22 protein-coding genes are annotated in these 20,654 nt (G+C 44.1%); 18 read left to right on the top strand and 4 right to left on the bottom strand.

The features are described 5' to 3' along the window. From mutL to hflC, 6 genes are all read left to right on the top strand, one after another. Positions 1-1,866: a DNA mismatch repair endonuclease MutL gene (gene mutL / locus L1D50_RS01030; protein WP_239965332.1), complete on the top strand. Its 1,866-nt coding sequence runs from the start codon at positions 1-3 to the stop codon at positions 1,864-1,866. A 106-nt stretch (positions 1,867-1,972) separates the two neighbouring features. After that, complete coding sequence (gene miaA, locus L1D50_RS01025) at positions 1,973-2,863, top strand: tRNA (adenosine(37)-N6)-dimethylallyltransferase MiaA (RefSeq protein ID WP_209319078.1); 891 nt, start codon at positions 1,973-1,975, stop codon at positions 2,861-2,863. A 76-nt stretch (positions 2,864-2,939) separates the two neighbouring features. After that, positions 2,940-3,203 (top strand): RNA chaperone Hfq, encoded by a 264-nt coding sequence (gene hfq / locus L1D50_RS01020; RefSeq protein ID WP_128728666.1) that lies wholly within the window; start codon positions 2,940-2,942, stop codon positions 3,201-3,203. A gap of 24 nt (positions 3,204-3,227) precedes the next feature. Continuing rightward, positions 3,228-4,517 carry a ribosome rescue GTPase HflX gene (gene hflX / locus L1D50_RS01015; RefSeq protein ID WP_010605651.1) on the top strand — a complete coding sequence of 430 codons (1,290 nt, stop codon included), beginning with the start codon at positions 3,228-3,230 and terminating at the stop codon, positions 4,515-4,517. A gap of 92 nt (positions 4,518-4,609) precedes the next feature. After that, entirely contained in the window at positions 4,610-5,785 is a 1,176-nt protein-coding gene (hflK, locus tag L1D50_RS01010; protein ID WP_239965330.1) for an FtsH protease activity modulator HflK, read from the top strand. 5 nt (positions 5,786-5,790) lie between these two features. After that, on the top strand, positions 5,791-6,669 hold the full coding sequence (gene hflC, locus L1D50_RS01005; RefSeq protein ID WP_026000905.1) for a protease modulator HflC: 879 nt from the start codon (positions 5,791-5,793) through the stop codon (positions 6,667-6,669). A 241-nt stretch (positions 6,670-6,910) separates the two neighbouring features. Here the strand turns inward: hflC and L1D50_RS01000 are convergent, their stop codons facing one another. Next, entirely contained in the window at positions 6,911-8,071 is a 1,161-nt protein-coding gene (locus L1D50_RS01000; protein WP_138524503.1) for a DcaP family trimeric outer membrane transporter, read from the bottom strand. Between the two features lie 319 nt (positions 8,072-8,390). Here L1D50_RS01000 and acs point away from each other — a divergent pair, with 319 nt between their 5' ends. Both acs and L1D50_RS00990 read left to right on the top strand, forming a co-directional pair. Further along, positions 8,391-10,331 carry an acetate--CoA ligase gene (gene acs / locus L1D50_RS00995; RefSeq protein ID WP_239965329.1) on the top strand — a complete coding sequence of 647 codons (1,941 nt, stop codon included), beginning with the start codon at positions 8,391-8,393 and terminating at the stop codon, positions 10,329-10,331. Between the two features lie 86 nt (positions 10,332-10,417). Next, positions 10,418-11,071, top strand: coding sequence for a response regulator transcription factor (locus L1D50_RS00990; RefSeq protein WP_010377395.1), 654 nt, complete (start codon positions 10,418-10,420; stop codon positions 11,069-11,071). Positions 11,072-11,118: 47 nt separating this feature from the next. Here L1D50_RS00990 and L1D50_RS00985 read toward each other — a convergent pair whose 3' ends face one another. The 3 genes from L1D50_RS00985 to L1D50_RS00975 are packed head-to-tail and all read right to left on the bottom strand — an operon-like array spanning position 11,119 to position 13,422. After that, a complete protein-coding gene (locus L1D50_RS00985) occupies positions 11,119-12,303 on the bottom strand; it encodes a VWA domain-containing protein (RefSeq protein WP_138524499.1) in 1,185 nt (394 codons plus the stop codon). Between the two features lie 2 nt (positions 12,304-12,305). Beyond that, the gene (locus L1D50_RS00980; RefSeq protein WP_239965343.1) at positions 12,306-13,142 is read right to left on the bottom strand and encodes a MoxR family ATPase; all 837 of its coding nucleotides are present in this window, start codon (positions 13,140-13,142) and stop codon (positions 12,306-12,308) included. Between the two features lie 43 nt (positions 13,143-13,185). After that, the gene (locus tag L1D50_RS00975; protein WP_239965342.1) at positions 13,186-13,422 is read right to left on the bottom strand and encodes a DUF1653 domain-containing protein; all 237 of its coding nucleotides are present in this window, start codon (positions 13,420-13,422) and stop codon (positions 13,186-13,188) included. 84 nt (positions 13,423-13,506) lie between these two features. Between L1D50_RS00975 and L1D50_RS00970 the strand changes: the two genes are divergently transcribed. The 10 genes from L1D50_RS00970 to rpoS all read left to right on the top strand — a co-directional run bounded on the left by L1D50_RS00970 (position 13,507) and on the right by rpoS (position 20,631). Then, positions 13,507-13,977: a DUF2947 domain-containing protein gene (locus L1D50_RS00970; RefSeq protein WP_128728660.1), complete on the top strand. Its 471-nt coding sequence runs from the start codon at positions 13,507-13,509 to the stop codon at positions 13,975-13,977. 84 nt (positions 13,978-14,061) lie between these two features. Next, a complete protein-coding gene (locus L1D50_RS00965; RefSeq protein WP_193554591.1) occupies positions 14,062-14,700 on the top strand; it encodes a hypothetical protein in 639 nt (212 codons plus the stop codon). Between the two features lie 38 nt (positions 14,701-14,738). Continuing rightward, entirely contained in the window at positions 14,739-15,032 is a 294-nt protein-coding gene (gene ftsB, locus L1D50_RS00960; RefSeq protein ID WP_239965328.1) for a cell division protein FtsB, read from the top strand. Further along, positions 15,016-15,714, top strand: a complete 699-nt coding sequence (gene ispD, locus L1D50_RS00955; RefSeq protein WP_138524493.1) for a 2-C-methyl-D-erythritol 4-phosphate cytidylyltransferase — start codon at positions 15,016-15,018, stop codon at positions 15,712-15,714. Before ftsB ends, ispD begins: the two co-directional genes overlap by 17 nt. Further along, positions 15,707-16,183 (top strand): 2-C-methyl-D-erythritol 2,4-cyclodiphosphate synthase, encoded by a 477-nt coding sequence (gene ispF / locus L1D50_RS00950; RefSeq protein WP_128728657.1) that lies wholly within the window; start codon positions 15,707-15,709, stop codon positions 16,181-16,183. Before ispD ends, ispF begins: the two co-directional genes overlap by 8 nt. Continuing rightward, complete coding sequence (locus tag L1D50_RS00945) at positions 16,180-17,217, top strand: tRNA pseudouridine(13) synthase TruD (RefSeq protein WP_138524491.1); 1,038 nt, start codon at positions 16,180-16,182, stop codon at positions 17,215-17,217. The genes ispF and L1D50_RS00945 overlap by 4 nt, the downstream gene beginning before the upstream one ends. 35 nt (positions 17,218-17,252) lie before the next feature. After that, positions 17,253-17,993 (top strand): 5'/3'-nucleotidase SurE, encoded by a 741-nt coding sequence (surE, locus tag L1D50_RS00940; protein ID WP_010377409.1) that lies wholly within the window; start codon positions 17,253-17,255, stop codon positions 17,991-17,993. A gap of 9 nt (positions 17,994-18,002) precedes the next feature. Then, complete coding sequence (locus L1D50_RS00935) at positions 18,003-18,641, top strand: protein-L-isoaspartate(D-aspartate) O-methyltransferase (protein ID WP_128728655.1); 639 nt, start codon at positions 18,003-18,005, stop codon at positions 18,639-18,641. Positions 18,642-18,765: 124 nt separating this feature from the next. Continuing rightward, positions 18,766-19,587, top strand: coding sequence for a peptidoglycan DD-metalloendopeptidase family protein (locus L1D50_RS00930; protein ID WP_239965327.1), 822 nt, complete (start codon positions 18,766-18,768; stop codon positions 19,585-19,587). Between the two features lie 63 nt (positions 19,588-19,650). Further along, complete coding sequence (gene rpoS / locus L1D50_RS00925) at positions 19,651-20,631, top strand: RNA polymerase sigma factor RpoS (protein ID WP_128728653.1); 981 nt, start codon at positions 19,651-19,653, stop codon at positions 20,629-20,631. Positions 20,632-20,654 lie beyond the last annotated feature (23 nt).

The raw sequence follows: 20,654 nt of genomic DNA, 5'->3' as shown, positions 1-20,654 counted from the left end.
ATGACGATAGAAATACTTCCAGCTCGGTTGGCCAACCAAATCGCTGCCGGTGAGGTGGTGGAGCGGCCAGCGTCCGTTGTGAAAGAGCTGGTGGAAAACAGTATTGATGCTGGTGCGACGCGCATTCAAATAGATATTGAGCGTGGAGGGCACAAGCTCATTCGGATCCGTGATAACGGTATTGGTATTGTTAAAGACGAGCTGATGTTGGCGTTGTCTCGCCACGCGACAAGTAAACTGAAAAGTTTGGACGATCTGGAATGTATTGCTTCGCTTGGCTTTCGAGGTGAGGCGCTGGCATCCATCAGTTCAGTATCACGACTGACTCTGAGCTCTAAGCCTCAAGCACAAGAGACAGCTTGGCAAGCTTTCGCCGAAGGGCGAGATATGGCTGTGCAGGTTCAACCTACCGCGCATCCAGACGGTACCACCATTGAAGTCAAAGATCTGTTTTTCAACACGCCAGCGCGCAGGAAGTTTTTACGCACCGAAAAAACCGAGTTTAGCCATATCGATGAACTGGTTAAGCGCATTGCATTGAGTCGTTTTGATGTTGCTATCACGCTCACTCATAACCAAAAGGTGGTTCGTCAATATCGCCCACGCACTATTGAAAAAGGGGTTGAGCGAGTTGCGCAAGTTGGCGGTAAAGCATTTTTACAGCAAGCAAGCTTTATTGACTCAGGGCATGAGGGACTGAGGTTATTTGGTTGGGTGTTACCTGCGGGTGTGAACAACGGCACACAATATACCTACGTAAATGGTCGTATGATGCGAGATAAGCTCATCTTGCATGCGATTCGTCAAGCATTTGATGAATCAATCGGGCATGAAGAGCTCCCCGGTTTTGTCATATATCTTGAGTTAGACCCGAGACAAGTTGACGTTAACGTCCACCCAGCGAAACACGAAGTTCGTTTTCATCAAGCGCGCTTGGTTCACGATTTTATTGTACAAGCAATAAAGCAGGTCGCGACGGAACAAATTGATCTACCTTGTACAATCGAGACTGAGACTCAAGGACCTGATACCACCTCGCCATTATTTACGCCTCAAGAACAGGTAGATGAAACCTATCATCAAAGTTATCGTTCAACCCTACAGCCCGAAACACAAGCGCAGGCCTATTCGGCTCCAAGTGCCTTTGGCGAGCGTTCTGAAGCATCAAGAGCAGCCTCAAGTAGTGGTCGAAGTAATTATGGCGGTGCAACAGGCTGTGGCAAAAAGCAGGTCAATGTGAACCAGCTCTATCAAGGGCTATCACACCAACAAATGCAGCACTTCGATAAAGTTGAAGAAGGTGCATTACCGCCAAGTGAAGTAAGTAGCGTCCCGATATCCGCCAGTAAATCTAGCTGGATGTTGTTGCCACAAGGCAAAGTTATGCTTGAGCAAGACAATCAGTTGTTGTTTGGTGATTGTAGGCAGGGACTATTGCCATATTGGCAGATGCAAATTGAACAAGATGGCACACTGCAAGGCAAAGCGCTGTTGTTACCTGTGCGCATCAAGTTAGATAAAGCCGTACTGGAAGCATTACAGCAGCGTGAAACTTGGTTGGCAATTTTAGGGTTTGCGATTGAAATTTTTGATGGCCATATTTTAGTTAAAAAATTGCCTGTGTCGCTCTATAGCATAGATGTTGGTGAAATTTCTAAGCAAATGATGGAACCAAGCTCAGATGCTGAACTCCAAGATTGGTTACAGTGGTTAGAAGTCTCAACACCAAGTAGCTATTTCGATAGCCAGCATTTTGATTTAGTTAAAGAAAAATTACTTTCGAAAGCCTCATGTTTGGCTCGTATTCATAAAAGTGCAGTTACAATTGATACCCAGAAGTTGGTCAGTTTTTTAAGTTCGCAGTAATTCGTGCCTAAGTAGGTATTAATTACCATGTACTATCAGCTATAATACGAGATTAGTGCAGTTTATTAGTAGGTTAGATGTGAACAAGTTACCTGTCATTACCCTTATGGGGCCGACAGCAGCGGGTAAAACCGCATTGGCCATAGAGTTATGCCAAGCGTTAAATACCGAAATCATCAGTGTAGACTCGGCGTTAGTGTACAAAGGGATGGATATCGGTACGGCAAAGCCGAGCGCACAAGAGCAAGCAAAGGCACCACATCACCTAATTGATATTATTGACCCTGCACAAAGCTATTCGGTTGCTGAGTTTCGTGCTGATGCTATTAAACTAATTGATGATTTTCATCAGCGTGGCAAGGTGCCAATTTTAGTGGGTGGCACGATGATGTACTTTAAAGGCTTGATTGAAGGCCTGTCGCCATTACCAGAGGCTGATGTCGAAATCAGGGCGATATTGGAGCGCGAGGCTGAACAAAAGGGTTGGCCTGCATTGCATCAACAGTTAAAAGAAATTGACCCAGAAGCCGCGGCTAAAATCAGCGAAAACGACTCGCAGCGCATAAACCGCGCTTTGGAAGTTTATCGTATTAGTGGTAAAACGATGACTCAATTGCAGCAAAGCAAACAGGATGCATTGCCGTATCAATTTCATCAATTTGCGATTGCACCAAGTGACCGAAAAGTCTTGCATGAACGTATAGAGAAAAGATTTGAAATAATGTTGGATGAAGGCTTTAAAAATGAAGTTTTGGCCTTATATCAACGTAAAGATTTACACCCTGATTTGCCTTCTATTCGCTGTGTCGGATATCGGCAAATGTGGGAGTATTTAGCTGGCGAGTGCGATTATAACGAAATGGTTTTCAAAGGCGTCGCAGCGACCAGACAACTGGCGAAGCGGCAATTAACTTGGCTGAGGGGGTGGCAAGATGTGACTTGGCTTGACACCGATAGTCAAGAAAACTTGCAACGTGTTCTAACTTCGCTAAGCTAATAGTAGTTGTTAAATCAGCGTGTTCTGATTAAATCAACGACCTGACATAATAACACCTAAAACGAAGGATAAGAAAATGGCAAAAGGCCAATCTTTACAAGACCCATTTTTGAATGTCTTGCGTCGTGAGCGCATTCCTGTCTCAATTTTTTTAGTGAATGGCATTAAATTACAGGGCAAGATCCAGTCATTTGACCAATTTGTGATTTTGCTTGAAAACACAGTAAACCAAATGGTTTACAAACACGCCATCTCCACTGTGGTTCCAGCTCGTGCGGTTAACTTCCAAAATGCAACAGGAAGTGAAGCGGGCGACCAAAGTGAAGAAGGTAATTATTAATTCTTATTAGTAGGAGCTTAATGCTTGTTTGACCGTTATGAAGCCGGCGAACAGGCAGTCTTGGTTCATATAGAATTTCCACACGAAGGAGATCGCGAAGATCTACGTGAATTGGAAATGCTAGTTTCTTCTGCTGGTGTTAGTAGTGTGGCGGTTGTGCAAGGCAGCCGTCAAGCACCACATGCAAAGTTGTTTGTCGGAACGGGTAAAGCTGAAGAAATTGCCGAGATTGTCAACATCCACAACGCAGATGTCATCATATTTAACCACCAACTCAGTCCCTCACAAGAGCGCAATTTAGAACGCGTTTGTAAGTGCCGAGTGTTAGATAGGACAACGTTGATCTTAGATATTTTCGCGCAAAGAGCCCGTACCCACGAAGGTAAATTGCAGGTTGAGCTTGCTCAGCTAAGGCATATCTCTACGCGCTTAATTCGAGGATGGACGCACTTAGAAAGGCAAAAAGGGGGGATCGGCTTACGTGGTCCGGGTGAAACCCAATTAGAAACCGATAGACGGTTACTAAGAGAGCGAATTAAGAGTATTCGTAAACGATTAGACAAGGTAGCCGTTGTGCGTGAGCAAGGGCGTCGAGCGCGTAGTCGCAATGAGATCCCAACTGTTTCTCTGGTAGGTTACACTAATGCGGGGAAATCGACGCTGTTTAACAAAATTACGGATGCCGATGTTTATGCTGCGGACCAACTATTCGCAACGCTGGACCCTACGCTAAGAAAGATAGAAATTGATGATGTTGGCCCCGTTATCTTAGCAGATACAGTAGGTTTTATTCGCCATTTACCTCATGACTTGGTAGCAGCATTTAAGGCGACTTTAACAGAGACTCGTGAAGCGGATTTACAGCTTCATGTCATTGATGTTGCAGATCCGAGAAGAAAAGAAAATATAGAACAGGTACAATTGGTTCTAGAGGAAATTGAAGCCAATGACATTCCTCAACTTTTAGTCTACAACAAAATTGATCTAATGGACGAAGTTGCGCCTAGAATAGATAGGGACGATGAAGGAAAACCGATCAGAGTGTGGTTAAGTGCCCACTCTGGAGAAGGGATTTCGTTGTTATTCGACGCCGTTAAAGAGTTGTTGGCAAAAACCGTTTTCACGGCTGAGCTTGCCGTACCTCCCGCGCTTGGGCGCTTACGAGGTGCACTATTTGAGCTCAATGCCGTGGATGAAAAAGGCTACGACGAGCAAGGCAATTGGCTTGTTTCGGTAAGAATGCCAAAAATCGAATGGGAAAAGCTCAATAAGGAATTCGGGCGAAATCTCAATGATTTGGTCGTTGGTAGTTAAAAATCGTCAATTTCGAGCGTATTTTTATATGAGAGTCGCTCGAATTTTGTTAGATTTAACCTAATTCATTTAAATAACAATGGAGTATAGCTATGGCCTGGAACGAACCGGGTAATAATGGCAATGATAACGATCCGTGGAAAAACCGCGGGGGGCGGGATCAAGGCCCACCTGATCTAGATGAAGTATTCCGTAAATTTGGTAATAAATTCGGTGGTATTTTCGGCGGTAAGCCGGGGAAAGGTGGTAATGGCGGATTAGGCGGTGCTGGTTTCGTCTTTATACTTATTATCGCAGCCATCGTATGGGCGCTAAGTGGTATTTACACGGTAAAAGAGGCTGAACGCGGCATCGTGTTGCAATTTGGTAAGTTTGACCGTATTGCTGAGCCGGGTCTGCGTTGGAAAGCCACGTTCATCGAACGTGTTATTCCTGTAGATATTGAAGCGGTGCGTTCATTGTCGGCTTCAGGCTTTATGCTTACGGAAGACGAAAACGTCGTGAGCGTTGAGTTTGAAGTGCAATATCGTGTTGTAGATCCAACGCTTTATCGTTTCAGTGTGACCGATGCTGATCACAGCTTACAACAAGCGCTAGACAGTGCTCTGCGTTATGTTGTAGGTCATTCTCGCATGGACCAAGTGTTAACGACGGGTCGTGAAGTGGTTCGTCAGCGCACTTGGGAAGAGCTAAACAGTATTATTGAACCATATAACCTGGGTTTAATTGTTACTGACGTTAACTTTAAAGATTCTCGTCCGCCAGCAGAAGTAAAAGACGCATTTGATGATGCGATTGCTGCACAAGAAGATGAAGAGCGTTTCATTCGTGAAGCAGAAGCTTATGCAAGGGAAATTGAACCGCGTGCGCGTGGTCAAGTGACTCGTATGACGCAAGAAGCAGAAGCTTATCGCGAGCGTATTATCCTTGAATCTCGAGGTGAAGTAGAGCGTTTTGAGAAGTTACTGCCAGAGTATCAAGCGGCAAAAGAAGTAACGCGTAAACGTTTATATATTGATGCAATGGAGCAGATTTTGGGCCGTAGCTCAAAGGTATTGGTTGATGTTGAAGGTGGTAATAACATGCTATATCTACCACTTGATAAGATTATGCAATCCCATAACAACACTTCGTCACCAGTACGTTTGCCAAATCAGAGCGACATTGAGCAGCTTCGTAGAACGATTGAAGGTACTCAACAGCAAAATAGTTCTGTCAATTCAGGCGGCGATAGATTTAATCGCGACAGATTTGGTAACGGGAGATAATCAAGATGAAGAATTTTAGTCTACTTCTATTAGTCACTGCCGTGATCATGTCTTTCTCTGGTATCTTTGTAGTAAACGAAGGTCAAAGAGCGATTGTATTGCTATTTAGCAAGGTACAAAAAGATGAGAATGGCGATGCGTTGGTATATGAACCAGGCCTTCATCTGAAAGTTCCTTTCTTTAGCCAAGTACGTAAATTAGACGCACGTATCCAAACCTTAGATGGTCAACCTGATCGTTTCGTAACGAGCGAGAAGAAAGATCTAATCGTGGATTCTTACGTGAAGTGGCGCGTGAATGACTTTAGCGCTTATTACCTACGTGCGCGTGGTGATAAGCAGTATGCGGAAACGCTACTTAAGCAAAAGGTTAACAACGGTCTAAGAACAAACTTCGGTTCACGTACTATTAAAGAAATAGTATCTGGTGAACGTAGCGAGCTAATGGAAGAAGCGCTAGTTCAAGCGTCGGAAAGTGCGAGTGAGCTTGGGATTGAAGTGCTGGATGTCCGTGTTAAGCAGATTAACTTGCCTAACGAAGTAAGCAGCTCAATCTACCAGCGTATGCGTGCGGAGCGTCAGGCTGTGGCGAAAGAGCACCGTTCAGAAGGTCAAGAGAAGGCGGAGACCATCCGTGCTGATGTTGATCGTCGAGTGACAGTTATGCTTGCAGATGCTGAGCGTAACGCTCGTGCGGTTCGCGGTCAAGGTGATGCAACGGCGGCAAACATTTACGCTAAAGCATATAATAAAGACCCTGAGTTTTTCGGGTTTGTTCGTTCGCTTGAAGCATATAAAAATACCTTTAAAGACAAGAATGACGTTATGGTGTTATCACCGGACAGCAAGTTCTTTGATTATATGAAGGATGCAAAAGCTCAATAAGATGATGCTTTTTATATGATTGTAAAACCCCGCCAGCCAGCGGGGTTTTTTTTGGCGCAATATGGTCACAACGCTAGACGATGAAATCCCATGAGTAGCCGCGATCTTTCATACCGCAAAAAACACACCGTAGCAGCGACTTTATGCCTCGAAAAAGCACATCGCGACCAACAATAAAAAAGCGGCCAATAGGCCGCAGTTAGGAAGTGAATTGGTAGTAGCCTATTAAAATAACAAACCCTTAAAACACGTACTTCACTGAAAGTTGTAGTCTGTCTAAATCACCTTCAAGGCCACTTTCTGTTTCCCGAGTACCCATCTTATATTCAGCACCAAAAGTAAGTTTTTTCACGGGTGAATAAAGTAAATTTGCGCTGTAACTCATACTTGATTTTGTCGGGTCGCCAGTTATCGCCAACAAATCGCTTTCGTTATCAGCATTAAAGAATGAGTATAAGAATGTTGAGCGGAACTGGTCGTTCCAGCTATGTTGATAAGCGATGAAGCCCGATGTCGAATCAATTGCATGTAACGAGTTACCATCATATACCGCGCCATTAGCGACGTTTAGGCCTACGTAACGACCAAGCCCTTGACCTTGTGTCAGCATAAACTTCAAGTTATTGTCACCGAAATTAACACGGCCGGATGCACTGACCCCAAATGAGCTTTCAGACTCATCAGCTCCACCGACTTTATAGGTAATTTGGCGCGCAAGTGCCGCTACCGCAATATGACCCCAATCAGCTTTGTGTGTGTAACGTGCAGTGAAATCAGGCATGCTAGCGTCATCTGTGACGACGCGGCCACTATCTGCAGTGGTAACCGTGCTTTCTGGATTTTCAATAGAAAAAGACCAGTTTCCCTTGGTGTACTTTGCCATGGCTTGACGTACGAAAACGGTACCTTCAGCTGGGCCGACGAAGTCTAAAGTCTCTGGTAATGCACTAACATTTTGAAAGTTTGACCAAGCTTGACCAAACAAGAAGCCTTTATAGGTCACAAAAGCTTGGCGTACACGTGGCGAGTAAGAGTTACTGACACGCTCATTGCCACCGACCGAAGCGATAAAGTCCAGTTCAATCTTAGTTTTGATACTACTGCCATCATCCAGCTTAGTATCAGTGGCTAAATTAAAGCGAGATTGACGAGCATGCATATCAAATACAGCATCGCTATCGGAATTAACCCCGACAGGCGTAGTGCCTGGGACGTAAAAATCTCGGCCGATATTTTGTGCACCCAATGCGCCGTCAGAAAAGTCACTCCAAATGCCATCAAGCTTGATATAGCCACCATAATTGACTTTGGTATCGCCAATTTCAGCTGCGGTGGCAGGGAGAGCGCAGAGACTACTGATAGCAACCGCGAGCAGTTTTTTATTAATATTATTCGTTGTCATAATTCAGTTCCTCAATAGCTGTGCTTTGAAGTTGGCAGCAGCCGATATTCATTTTAATCATCACTAACTGTTGTTTAAGGTTGGTTTTTACTCAATTACCTATTGGTCTATTAGACTAAGGTGGCATACGGTAAATGAGTGGAGGATAAGGCGATCATAACGTTTGTGTTAAATTAGGTACAATCGGTAAGTTGTATGAAACTTTTACGTTTGCAGGTGTTCTACAACTAAGGTCTAATACTTAAACACCCAAGGCTGAGTGATCCTTAGGAAAAGCGTGTCTAGCAGACCTAGACCTCTAAATATAATGGAGATGACTATGTCACAGAGCATTTATCCAGTTCCTGAAAAAATCAAGAACGCAGCATTAATCAACGACGAGCAATATCAAGAACTATATCAAAAGTCGATTGATGACCCCGCAGAATTTTGGAAAGAGCACGGTCAACGTTTAGATTGGTTCAAACCCTACAGTAAAGTTAAAAATACCTCATTCGACAAAGGCCATATCAATATTAAATGGTATGAAGACGGCGTACTAAATGCCTCTTATAACTGTATCGATAGACACCTCGAAAAGCGCGCCGATAAAATCGCCTTGATTTGGGAAGGTGATAACCCAGAACAAACAGAAAATATTACCTACCAACAGCTACATGATGAAGTCGCAAAGCTTGCTAATGGCCTTAAGAGCCTAGGAGTTGCAAAGGGTGATCGCGTCGCTATTTACATGCCGATGACTCCACAAGCAATTTATGCCATGCAGGCCTGTGCAAGAATTGGTGCTATCCATTCCGTTGTGTTTGGTGGCTTTTCACCTTCAGCGATTGCAGATCGTATTAAAGATTCTGGTGCTAAAGTGGTGATCACTTCAGATGAAGGCCGTCGCGGTGGTAATTGTGTGCCGCTTAAGGCAAATGTTGATGAGGCGGTAGCGCAAGCTGGCGTCACCACTATCGAGCATGTGGTTGTGCATCAATTAACAGGTGGCGATGTTGAATGGAATACTCACGACGTATGGTGGCATGAATTAGTTGCTGATAAACCTGCTGAATGTGAACCTGAAATGATGAATGCGGAAGATCCGCTCTTTATTCTTTATACCTCGGGCTCTACCGGTCAGCCTAAAGGGGTAGTTCATACTACAGGTGGATACCTAGTGTATGCATCAATGACCCATGAGTATGTATTCGATCTGCAAGAGGATGATATTTACTGGTGTAGCGCGGATGTGGGTTGGATCACAGGTCATAGTTATATTGCCTATGGTCCACTTGTGAATGGTTGTACTCAAGTTGTATTCGAAGGCGTGCCAACCTATCCTACGTCTGGGCGTATGGGTGAAATTGTTGATAAACATGGTGTGACAATCCTTTATACTGCACCTACTGCGATCCGTGCTTTGATGGCGAAAGGTGACGAGCCGACTGCAAGTTCTAAGCGCGATAGTTTACGTATTTTGGGCTCGGTCGGTGAGCCAATTAATCCAGAGGCTTGGTCTTGGTATTACGAACAAATTGGTAATAGCGATTGTCCTATCGTCGATACTTGGTGGCAAACCGAAACTGGTGGCATCATGATCACGCCACTGCCTGGCGCTACTGCACTTAAGCCGGGTTCTGCGACCCGTCCATTCTTTGGTATTGCTCCTGCACTATTTGATGCGGAAGGTAATATGCTCACAGGCGCAACCGAAGGTAATCTGGTGATTTTGGATAGCTGGCCTTCACAAGCTCGTACGGTTTATGGCGACCATGAGCGCTTTGAACAAACGTACTTCTCGGCTTATCCGGGCGTTTATTTTACGGGCGATGGTTGTCGCCGTGATGAAGACGGTTACTACTGGATCACCGGTCGTGTGGATGATGTACTTAACGTTTCAGGCCACCGCCTCGGTACTGCTGAAATTGAAAGTGCGTTAGTCGCTCACGAAGCGGTTGCTGAAGCGGCTGTGGTGGGCTATCCACACGATATTAAAGGCCAAGGGATCTATGTCTATATCACGCCAAATGAAGGAGTAGCGGTATCAGACGAGTTAACTAAAGAGGTGAGAAATTGGGTGCGTAAAGAGCTAAGCCCAATTGCAACCCCTGACATGATCCAATGGTCTCCAGGTTTACCTAAAACCCGTTCAGGTAAAATTATGCGCCGGATTTTGCGTAAGATTGCAGCCAATGAGTATCAACAGTTAGGAGATACTTCTACACTTGCCGATCCGAGTGTGGTTGATGAATTAATCGAGAATAGATTGAATCGTTAACTGAATAACTTGAATTGCGACCTAATATAAACATACTATAACGGCTGTTATCTTTACGATAACAGCCGATTTTTTAGGAGCATAGCATGTATCAGTTTTTAATCGCGGATGATCATCCTCTATTTCGAGAGGCGCTTAAGGGGGCTCTAAAAGCGCAGTTTGAAGGATTAGAGGTATTCGAATCTGAAAACTTTGACACTACGCTCTCGGTCTTACAACAACAAGAAGAACTAGACCTACTCCTGCTCGATTTACATATGCCGGGCAATGGTGATTTATATGGACTAATTCGGATCCGTGAGGATCATCCAAGTCTTCCAGTTGTTGTGGTTTCGGGAAGCGAAGATCTTTCTATCATCTCTAAAGTGATGGGATATGGCGCGATGGGTTTTATCCCAAAAGCGGCGTCAGTAGAACAAATTACCGAAGCCATAGAGCAAGTGCTCGAAGGTGATACGTGGTTGCCAGAAGGCATGAAAGATAAAGTGGCTGAACTTGAAGGTGAAGACAAAGAACTTGCTCAGCAAGTGGCCTCGCTCACACCGCAACAATATAAAGTGCTGCAATATTTACACGAAGGCTTGCTGAATAAGCAAATTGCCTACGAGCTAAATATTTCAGAGGCAACGGTGAAAGCACATATCACTGCTATCTTCAGAAAGTTGGGTGTCTATAATCGTACTCAAGCCGTATTGATTGCTTCAAAACTACAACTAGAACCTATCGAAGCGAATGACTAACTTCGCATCATTGCTTGCAAGGTGCTTACCTTGCAAGCAGCACTGCTTTAGCTTAACTCTTTAAACGCCTGACTTAGTCCCTCTATTGTTAGCGGATACATTCGGTCTTGCATTAGTTGATTTATTAGCTCTATCGAATGGTAATAAGACCAATAGCTTTGCGGCTGAGGGTTAAGCCAAGCCACCTTACTAAAGTGATTGGTTAAACGATTCAGCCAAGTAGCACCTGCTTCTTGATTCCAATGCTCTACGCTACCGCCGGGATAGGTGATTTCATAGGGACCCATTGTCGCGTCACCAACAAATATTAGTCGATAGTCTGAGCCGTATCGGTTAATTAGCTGATAAGTATCAAGCAATTCGCTGTCACGACGGTTATTATCGTGCCAAACATGCTCGTACACACAATTATGAAAGTAAAAAAACTCAAGGTGCTTAAATTCACTGTGTGCGGCACTGAATAGTTGTTCGCAAAGCTGGATATGGTCATCCATAGAGCCGCCAATATCAAACAGCATCAATACCTTCACTGAGTTATGTCGCTCAGGAGCCATTTTCACATCTAACATGCCGCCTTGTCTTGCGGTAGCGCGAATGGTTTCATTAAGGTCGAGCTGATCACTTGCTCCGCTGCGTGCAAATTTACGCAACTGCTTGAGTGCGAGCTTAATATTACGGCTGCTGATGTCGGTATTACTGTCAAGATTACGATACTGACGTTTATCCCAGACTTTTACTGCTCTGCGATGGCGGTTTCCATCTTGGCCAATACGTATTCCTTCAGGATTATAGCCGTAAGCGCCAAAAGGCGAAGTGCCACCTGTACCAACCCACTTATTGCCGCCTGCGTGACGTTTTTGTTGTTCTGCCAAGCGTTCTTTTAGCGTTTCAAGGAGCTTATCGAGTCCTCCCATGGCGTTCAATTTGGCTTTTTCTTCTTCAGACAGCGATTTCTCAAACTCTTTACGCAACCAATCCTCTGGTAATTGCTGCTGTTGAAGTTGTGAGAAGAGGTCTATTGATTCTATTCCCTCAAAGTAATCAGCAAACGCACGGTCGAATTTATCAAACAAGGTTTCATCTTTGACGAAGATGGTTTTTGCCAAAAAGTAAAAACCGTCTAGATCGGCAAAGCAAACTTCTTTATCCAGCGCCTCTAAACAGTCTAGTAATTCGCGCAGGCTCGCTTTGATACCGTAACGCCTAAGGGTGAGCACAAAATCTATGAGCATGATCAGCGGCGGCTCATAAAGGCGAGTTTCTCAACCAAAGAAACATCTTGCTCGTTTTTAAGTAGCGCACCAAATAACGGCATTAGGCCACCTTGGTTAGATTTGTCATGCAACGTGTCAGGGGAAATATCTTCCGCTAATAATAGTTTTAACCAGTCGAGTAGCTCACTCGTACTTGGCTTTTTCTTTAGGTTTGGTGTGTCGCGTAATTGGAAAAAGCTTTCGAGTGCTCGTTGTACTAAATTCGCTTTAATATGTGGAAAATGTACGTCTACAATTTGCTGCATCTCTTCTTTGTTTGGAAAATCGATGTAGTGGAAAAAGCAGCGGCGTAAAAAGGCATCTGGTAGCTCTTTTTCATTATTTGAAGTAATAATAACGATAGGGCGCACCTTTGCCTTTACTTGCTCGTTAGTTTCGTAGACATGAAACTCCATTTTATCGAGTTCTAACAGTAGATCATTGGGAAATTCAATATCAGCTTTGTCGATTTCATCAATGAGCAAAACGGGACGTTTTGTGGCGGTAAAMGCCTGCCATAATTTTCCTTTGATGATGTAATTGCCTACGTCGTTAACGCGAGGATCGCCAAGCTGGCTGTCGCGCAAACGCGAGACCGCATCGTATTCGTACAGGCCTTGCTGGGCTTTGGTGGTTGACTTTATATGCCATTGGATTAGCTCTGTATCTAAACTTTTTGCCAGTTCTTCGGCGAGTAAGGTCTTGCCTGTGCCAGGTTCACCTTTAATTAGGAGTGGTTTTTCTAAAACGATGGCCGCATTCACGGCCTGTTGTAGTGCAGAGGTAGCAATATATTGATCAGTACCTTTAAACATAATTCAACTTCTTGTGGTCAGATGAGATAGACTCATCTTGCCACAATCAGCTTTTCGCTGCCAACCCTGCTTCGGTTTCGATTAAGGTGAAGCGAGGCACCGCTTCGCCTTCGACCAAAACGTCTTCTAAAAACATTTCAAGTGGTCGAACCCAAAAGCTCATATCTCCATATAAGGTTTGATAAACCACTTGCTTCTCTTGCGTTTCACTGTGCGTTGCCAAAGCATGCACACGATAAAGTTTTCCTTTGTAGTGGCGGTAAATTCCAGGTGTGATATCCACTAATTCAAGCTCCAAAAAATAAAAGCCGTACGTGACGGGCTGAAATGTTATAATCCGTGCCATTAAGACTGAAGGTGTTTAAAGATGAATTATATTGCGCTGGACGATTATAAGAAAGCTTGGGTTTTCAAACATAAAGATCTTCCAATCGAAGAATCTGACCTGGCATTGATAAAACCAATGTCAGCGGCGCGTGCTGCGGTGCTTTGGAGCACTATGATAAGCAACGAAAAAGATCACCCTGATTTCTTTGATAAAACCGACTGGGTTGGTAAAGCGGACTCATGGCAAGAGACCCTCAATTGGGAGCAGCCGTGGGAAGCAGGAGAAGCGTTTCCTGAAATTATCGAGCAATTTCTTGATTGGCAAGCTAATACCACCGTGTATTTTTGTCTCTCTCGAGATGATGTGATCGAGACCCGCTTTGATGTATTTAAGCGATGTTGGCAGAACTTTATGTTTTTGACTGACGGTAGTTTCTTAATAGGAAAAAAACGCAGTTCAGTAGTACAATTTATGGCTGAGGGGCAAGCAAAATTAGGAACCAAGCCGTAAGCAAGTACAACAGAGCAGTTTGCTTTGATTTGAAACATGGCTAGTGTATAAAGGATGTACACCAGTCTACTAAAGTAGATTGCATTGACGGGAGGCGTTTTGGAGCAACAGCAAAATACAATCTGGTATGACGAAGCATCTCGCCTTGTATTTGCCGAGCTTGTAAACGTATTTTATGCCAGAGAGTTGCCGAAACTTGCTGAACTCTCCGATCATACTCGCCTTCAGCGTTTGTTAAACAGCCTGCCGTATTATGTTGAGCGCGCGGCCACACATATTATTCATGGTGATGTCCCGCTTGAGCTAGATAGTTTTAATGGATGTTGGTTAGCTAAGCAAAAATCACAGCCTAAATGTGATGAGGCTGCCAACGCAGCATTTTTTACTACTAAGGTGAAAGTAGGGCTGGTGGTTCCTGTGCTATACGCAGAACCGACAGGGACAACGGTTAGGCTCGACAGTGTCGACCAAGTGGGTGAGGCTGACAAATTGCACTGCAACCAATTTGGCTGGTTTAGTGTTAATGGCAATAGCTTACAAGCAAGTGATGAAGCGCGTGTACAATTGCTCAAGCCGACTAAAGCGTTAATGGTCGCAGCCTGTTGTGGCCACTCTTGGCATTTTGGCAAAGCGGTAGTACCACGAAGGCTGACACTAAGAGAAATGCTACTTGCCAGTTCAATTAATTGGCCACAAGTACAAAAAACAAAAATGAGTCAGTGATCCTAATCGACTCAAAAAACAGAAGTTTGGATTAAGCAATGCGATTTTTTCAGTTAGCGCTGTTGGGTTTAGCGCTATTTATTCAGTACAGACTTTGGTTCGGCCACAACGGCGTGGAGGACTACACTCGGATAAAATCCGTGGTTAAATCGCACCAAGAAACCAATGCTAATCTCAGTAAACGAAATAAATTATTAAAAGCGGATATCGAAGATTTAAAGCTCGGCCTTGAAGGAGTTGAGGAGCGTGCCCGTCATGAACTTGGCATGATTAAACCTGGCGAAACTTTTATCCGTGTATTACCGAAAGTACCTCATGAAAAGAAACGATAAACTTGCAGTCGTCATCCCAGCTGCTGGGGTTGGCAGCCGTATGCAGGCGCAGATGCCTAAACAATATATTCCACTATTAGGCAAACCGATTTTAGTACACACACTGGAAAAACTAGCTGGACTTGAGTGCGTCGATCAATTTATGGTCGCCGTTTCCAAAGAAGATGGATATTTTTCATCGGCGTTACTGCCTGATAGCCGTTTTAGCCACTGTGAAGGTGGACAAGAACGTGCCGACTCCGTTTTACTGGCGCTAAAAGCGTTGGCACCAAGTCGCCCTGATTGGGTGTTAGTTCATGATGCGGCTCGACCTTTAGTAGCGCTTGAAGATATTCATCACTTGATAGCAAAGTGTGTTAATGAAGGACAAGGTGGCATACTGGCTGCCAAAGTTAAAGATACGATTAAATGTGGTACTGAATTGGTGCAAAAAACGGTGCCAAGAGAGTCTCTATGGCAGGCTTTCACACCGCAAATGTTTAAGTATGAAGAGTTATTGGCGGCATTGGAGCTTGGGTTAGCGCAAGGCGCCAATGTTACAGATGAAGCATCAGCGATGGAATTACAAAAAAAACCAGTTCAGTTGATAGCCGCACGCACAGATAATATTAAGATCACCACTCCGGAGGATTTACCTCTGGCGGAGTTTATAATTCAACAACAAGGTAAACAGCATGATTAGAATTGGCCACGGATTTGATGTTCATAAATTTGGTGGAGCCGGCCCATTGACGATTTGTGGGGAAAAAATTCCTTACGAACAGGGCTTTATTGCTCATTCCGATGGTGATGTGGCAATTCATGCTTTGTGTGACGCCTTGTTGGGTGCGCTTGCGCTGGGAGATATTGGTAAGCACTTTCCTGATACCGCGAGTGAATTTGAAAATATCGACAGTCGTATTTTATTACGCCGCGTGATGGAACAAGTGAAAGCGCTTGGCTATCAAATAGGCAATATCGACGTCACGATTGTCGCACAAGCACCAAAAATGCGACCGCATATTGATGCGATGCGCGGTAATCTTGCTGCGGATTGTGAAGCGCAGCTAGACCAAGTTAATGTTAAAGCAACCACCACCGAAAAACTGGGCTTTGAAGGACGTAAAGAAGGGATCTCAAGCCATGCCGTGGTGCTATTGGTAAAAGCATGAAGACACTCAATTATCTTTATGGCAAACCGTTATCTGACGGCGATTATAAGTCACAACCAGAAGACTTTAGAGTCGAAGAAATTTTAGATATTCCTTTTACTGGTGAAGGTGAGCACGTTTGTTTGCAGATCATTAAAAAGGGAGAAAACACCGCATTTGTCGCTAAAAAGCTTGCAGAATTTGCCCAAATTTCACCGCGAGATGTCAGCTATGCTGGGATTAAAGACAGACACGGTGTTTGTACGCAGTGGTTTAGTGTGCCGGTGCCAATTAAAAAGTCGACAGATTTTAGTGCATTAAATAGTGACTCTATTTTTGTGGTGCAACAAATACGGCACAATCGAAAGTTAAAAACAGGTTGTCATAAGGGTAATCGTTTTGCCATTACCCTCAGAAACGTGACTGCTCCACTTGATATTCTGTCGCGTATTAATGCTGTACGCCAAGGGGTTCCTAATTATTTTGGAGAACAACGTTTTGGTCATGATGGCCACAACTTAGCCATGGCAGATAGGTTATTTGACGGTGAAAAGATCCGCGATAAAAAGCTCCGAGGGCTGGTGCTTTCAGCCGCTCGCTCTCATCTGTTCAACGAAGTCGTCAGTCGCCGCGTGGCAGAGCATGGTTTGGCAACGACTTGGCACCGTGAAATCTTTTTACTGAGCGGTAGTAACGCCTTTTTTGACTCAGAGATTGATTGCGAACTCATCGAGCGGTTACTGAATGGCGATATTTTGCTTTCGGCGCCATTGGTTGGTAAAGGTGAAAGGGGCTTATTGCCGCAAGAGCGTGAATGGTTGGCACCTTTTGCTAAATGGCACGAAGGATTGGCAGAATTTGGGATGAAAAATGAGCGTAGAGCGCTTAGATTAATACCCGAAGCGCTAAAGGTGAGTATGGCTGACGACAGTACGCTAACCCTTGAATTCAGTTTACCAAAAGGAACTTTTGCCACGGCGCTGCTCAGAGAGCTTGTTAATCATAAAGATGCCAGTAAAAAGTTTAATAAACATGAAGAGTCGATACAGCAGTGAGATACTCATTGTCTAACAAGAAAAAGAGGTGAAATATGAAGATCCTATTGAGTAATGACGATGGTGTTCACGCCAAGGGCATTGCTATCTTGTATCAAGCGTTATCACAAATCGCGGACGTAACCGTCATTGGTCCAGATAGAAATTGTAGCGGTGCGAGTAACTCATTAACCTTATTAAACCCACTCAGAGCGACTACGCTAGATAATGGTTTTATCTCCGTGAATGGCACGCCAACCGACTGTGTTCACCTTGGAGTGAACAAACTGATGGATGAATTGCCGGATTTAGTCGTTGCAGGGATCAACAATGGCGCTAACCTTGGCGATGATACGCTGTATTCAGGTACTGTTGCGGCGGCCACTGAAGGTCGACATGTGGGCTTACCTGCGATTGCCGTTTCTCTTTGCTCTAAAAATGAAGCCCACTACGAAACGGCAGCACATGTCACGGTAGAGATCATTAAAAAGCTTGCAAACCACCCGCTACCAAAAGACCAAATCATTAATATCAACGTCCCTGATATTCCATTAAGTGACTTAAAAGGGATCAAAGTCACTCGATTAGGCTCACGCCATAAAGCGGATACCATGACCGAACAAATAGACCCGTGGGGTCGAAGTGTTTACTGGTATGGCACGTTAGGTCATGAAAGTGACGCTGGTGAAGGCACGGATTTTCATGCTGTAAACAACGGTTATGCCGCTATCACACCGCTCAAGGTAGATATGACGGCTTATGAGAGCTTAGATGCCGTGGCGAGCTGGTTATCTTAAGAGGCGTATGTGCTGAATAATTATCAGGGCAGTGCCAACGCGCTGGTGGAACTGCTAAAACAGCAAGGCGTAGAAGATAAAATGGTACTCAATGCCATCGCAAACACGCCTAGGCATATGTTTGTCGATGAAGTGCTTAAACATAAGTCATATGAAAATACAGCACTCCCTATCGGCCAAGGGCAAACGATATCTCAACCTTTTATCGTCGCAAAAATGACTGAAGTGTTAAAGCAAGTGGGTGTTAAGGGGCGCATATTGGAAGTGGGTACGGGCTCTGGTTATCAGACCGCCGTGCTTGCGCAAGTGTTTGAGCAGGTCTTTAGCATTGAACGGATCAAGTCGCTGCAGTGGCAAGCGCGCAGAAGGCTGCATTTGCTGGACTTATACAATGTTACGATGAGACATGGAGACGGTTGGAAAGGCTGGGCTTCAAAAGCGCCCTTTGCTGGGATCATTGTTACAGCCGCTGCACAATCAGTTCCAGATGAGTTGTTGGCGCAACTAGAAGAAGGCGGTGCCATGGTCATTCCCATCGGGGTTGAAGCACAAACACTCACCTTGTTTGTTAAACAGGGCGAGCAGTTTATTCGCCACGCCCTAGCACCGGTACGCTTTGTGCCTTTAGTTGCTGGCGAAGTCGGTTAATTTACAGGCTTTAAAAACAACTCCATAAAATATAACTATTTTTTCCAGTAAAATGTGAAAACCAAGCAAAATTAAGTTAGATTGATATGATAGTCGTTGATAGTAGCACTGGAAAATATAAGTAATGCACAAGTCTCAGGTCATCATATCGATTTGTTTAAGCGGCCTGCTTGTTGCCTGCTCGTCAAATCATACGCCTGCACCTGTAACAACTTTATACTCTGGTAAGACCAGTTCGACACATAAAATTAATATTAACGGGAGCAGTTACAAAGTAAAAAAAGGCGATACTTTATTTGCAATTGCTTTTAGCGCTAATAAAGATGTAAGAACACTCGCGAAAATCAATAAAATTAAGCCTCCGTACACTATTTACCCGGATCAGGTTATACGCTTAGAGTATCCCAGAAATAAAAACAAAAAGAACACAAAATACACGAAAGTAAACCACAAGTCTCAGTCTTTAAAACAAAAAAGTAACAAAACATCCAAAAAAGAGCTTGATAAGCCAAATCAACGAGAGTATGTTCAAAGGCAAGCCACACAAAAATCTAGTAGTACCAAGGCTTTGTATAATAATAAGGTACTATGGAAATGGCCTGCTGAAGGCAAGGTGACTCGTCAGTTTTCCATTAAAGAAAATGGTTATAAGGGATTGGAGATCTCTAATAAGCCGGGTACTTCAGTTAAGGCTGCTGCTGGCGGTGTAGTGGTATATGCAGGGAGTGCGTTGCGTGGGTATGGTAATTTAATCATTTTGAAACATACAGATGATTATCTAAGTGCATATGCCCACAACGCTAAGTTACTCGTCAGAGAACAGCAAAAAGTTAAAGTTGGGGATAAAATTGCCGAAATGGGTAGTACAGATGCTTCTAAAACGGCACTTAGGTTTGAGATCCGTTTTAAAGGTCAAGCTGTAAACCCGGCAAAATACTTGCCATAAAGTAATGCGAGTACATCGATTGGTTCGAGTACCCTTACTTTTATTCGCTTGGGGAGAATACTTATGGCTCACACTGCAAAATTACCTACGAAATCAACTCCAGAGTTAGACACGCTCGACGACGAAAATATTGACGAGCCGAAAGACGAACTACTTGAAGATCTTGAAGAAAATGAAGAAGTTTTTGCCAAAGATGAGGTGGTTAAAAACTTAGACGCCACTCAACTCTATTTAGGTGAAATTGGATTTTCCCCACTGCTTAGTGCAGAAGAAGAAGTTTACTTCGCGCGCAAAGCATTAAAAGGTTGTGAAGCCTCTCGTAAACGGATGATAGAGAGTAACTTGAGATTAGTGGTTAAAATCGCTCGACGTTATAACAACCGCGGCTTGGCATTACTTGACCTTATTGAAGAAGGTAATTTAGGTCTCATCCGAGCGGTGGAAAAGTTTGATCCGGAACGTGGATTTAGATTTTCTACTTATGCAACTTGGTGGATCCGCCAAACCATCGAACGCGCGATCATGAACCAAACTCGTACCATTCGTTTGCCTATTCATGTTGTCAAAGAGCTTAACGTTTACCTGCGTACCGCACGTGAATTGACACAAAAGCTAGATCATGAACCTACCGCAGAAGAAATCGCTGAATGTCTCGACAGACCCGTCGAAGAAGTCAGTAAGATGCTCCGTCTAAATGAAAAGATCACTTCGGTTGATACGCCTATTGGTGGTGAAAACGACAAAGCACTGCTGGATATTATCGCGGATGAAAAAGGCGGTGGTCCAGAAACCGAAGTGCAGAGCAACGATATTAACAAACACATTGTTGATTGGTTGGGAGAATTAAATCCAAAACAGCGAGAAGTGCTAGCGCGACGCTTTGGCTTGCTTGGTTATGAACCGTCTACGCTTGAGGATGTTGGTCGCGAAATCGGGCTAACGAGAGAGCGTGTAAGACAAATTCAAGTTGAGGCGTTGAGACGCTTAAAAGACATTTTACAACACGAAGGGTTAAGTACCGATAGCCTATTTGAGCAACAGTAAATCTCATACCAATTTACTCATTA

Source organism: Pseudoalteromonas sp. Isolate6, from assembly GCF_022398435.1.
Taxonomy (GTDB): Bacteria; Pseudomonadota; Gammaproteobacteria; order Enterobacterales; family Alteromonadaceae; genus Pseudoalteromonas; species Pseudoalteromonas galatheae.
The sequence above is the reverse complement of the archived record's forward strand: the minus strand, read 5'-3'. Positions and strand labels throughout refer to the sequence as shown.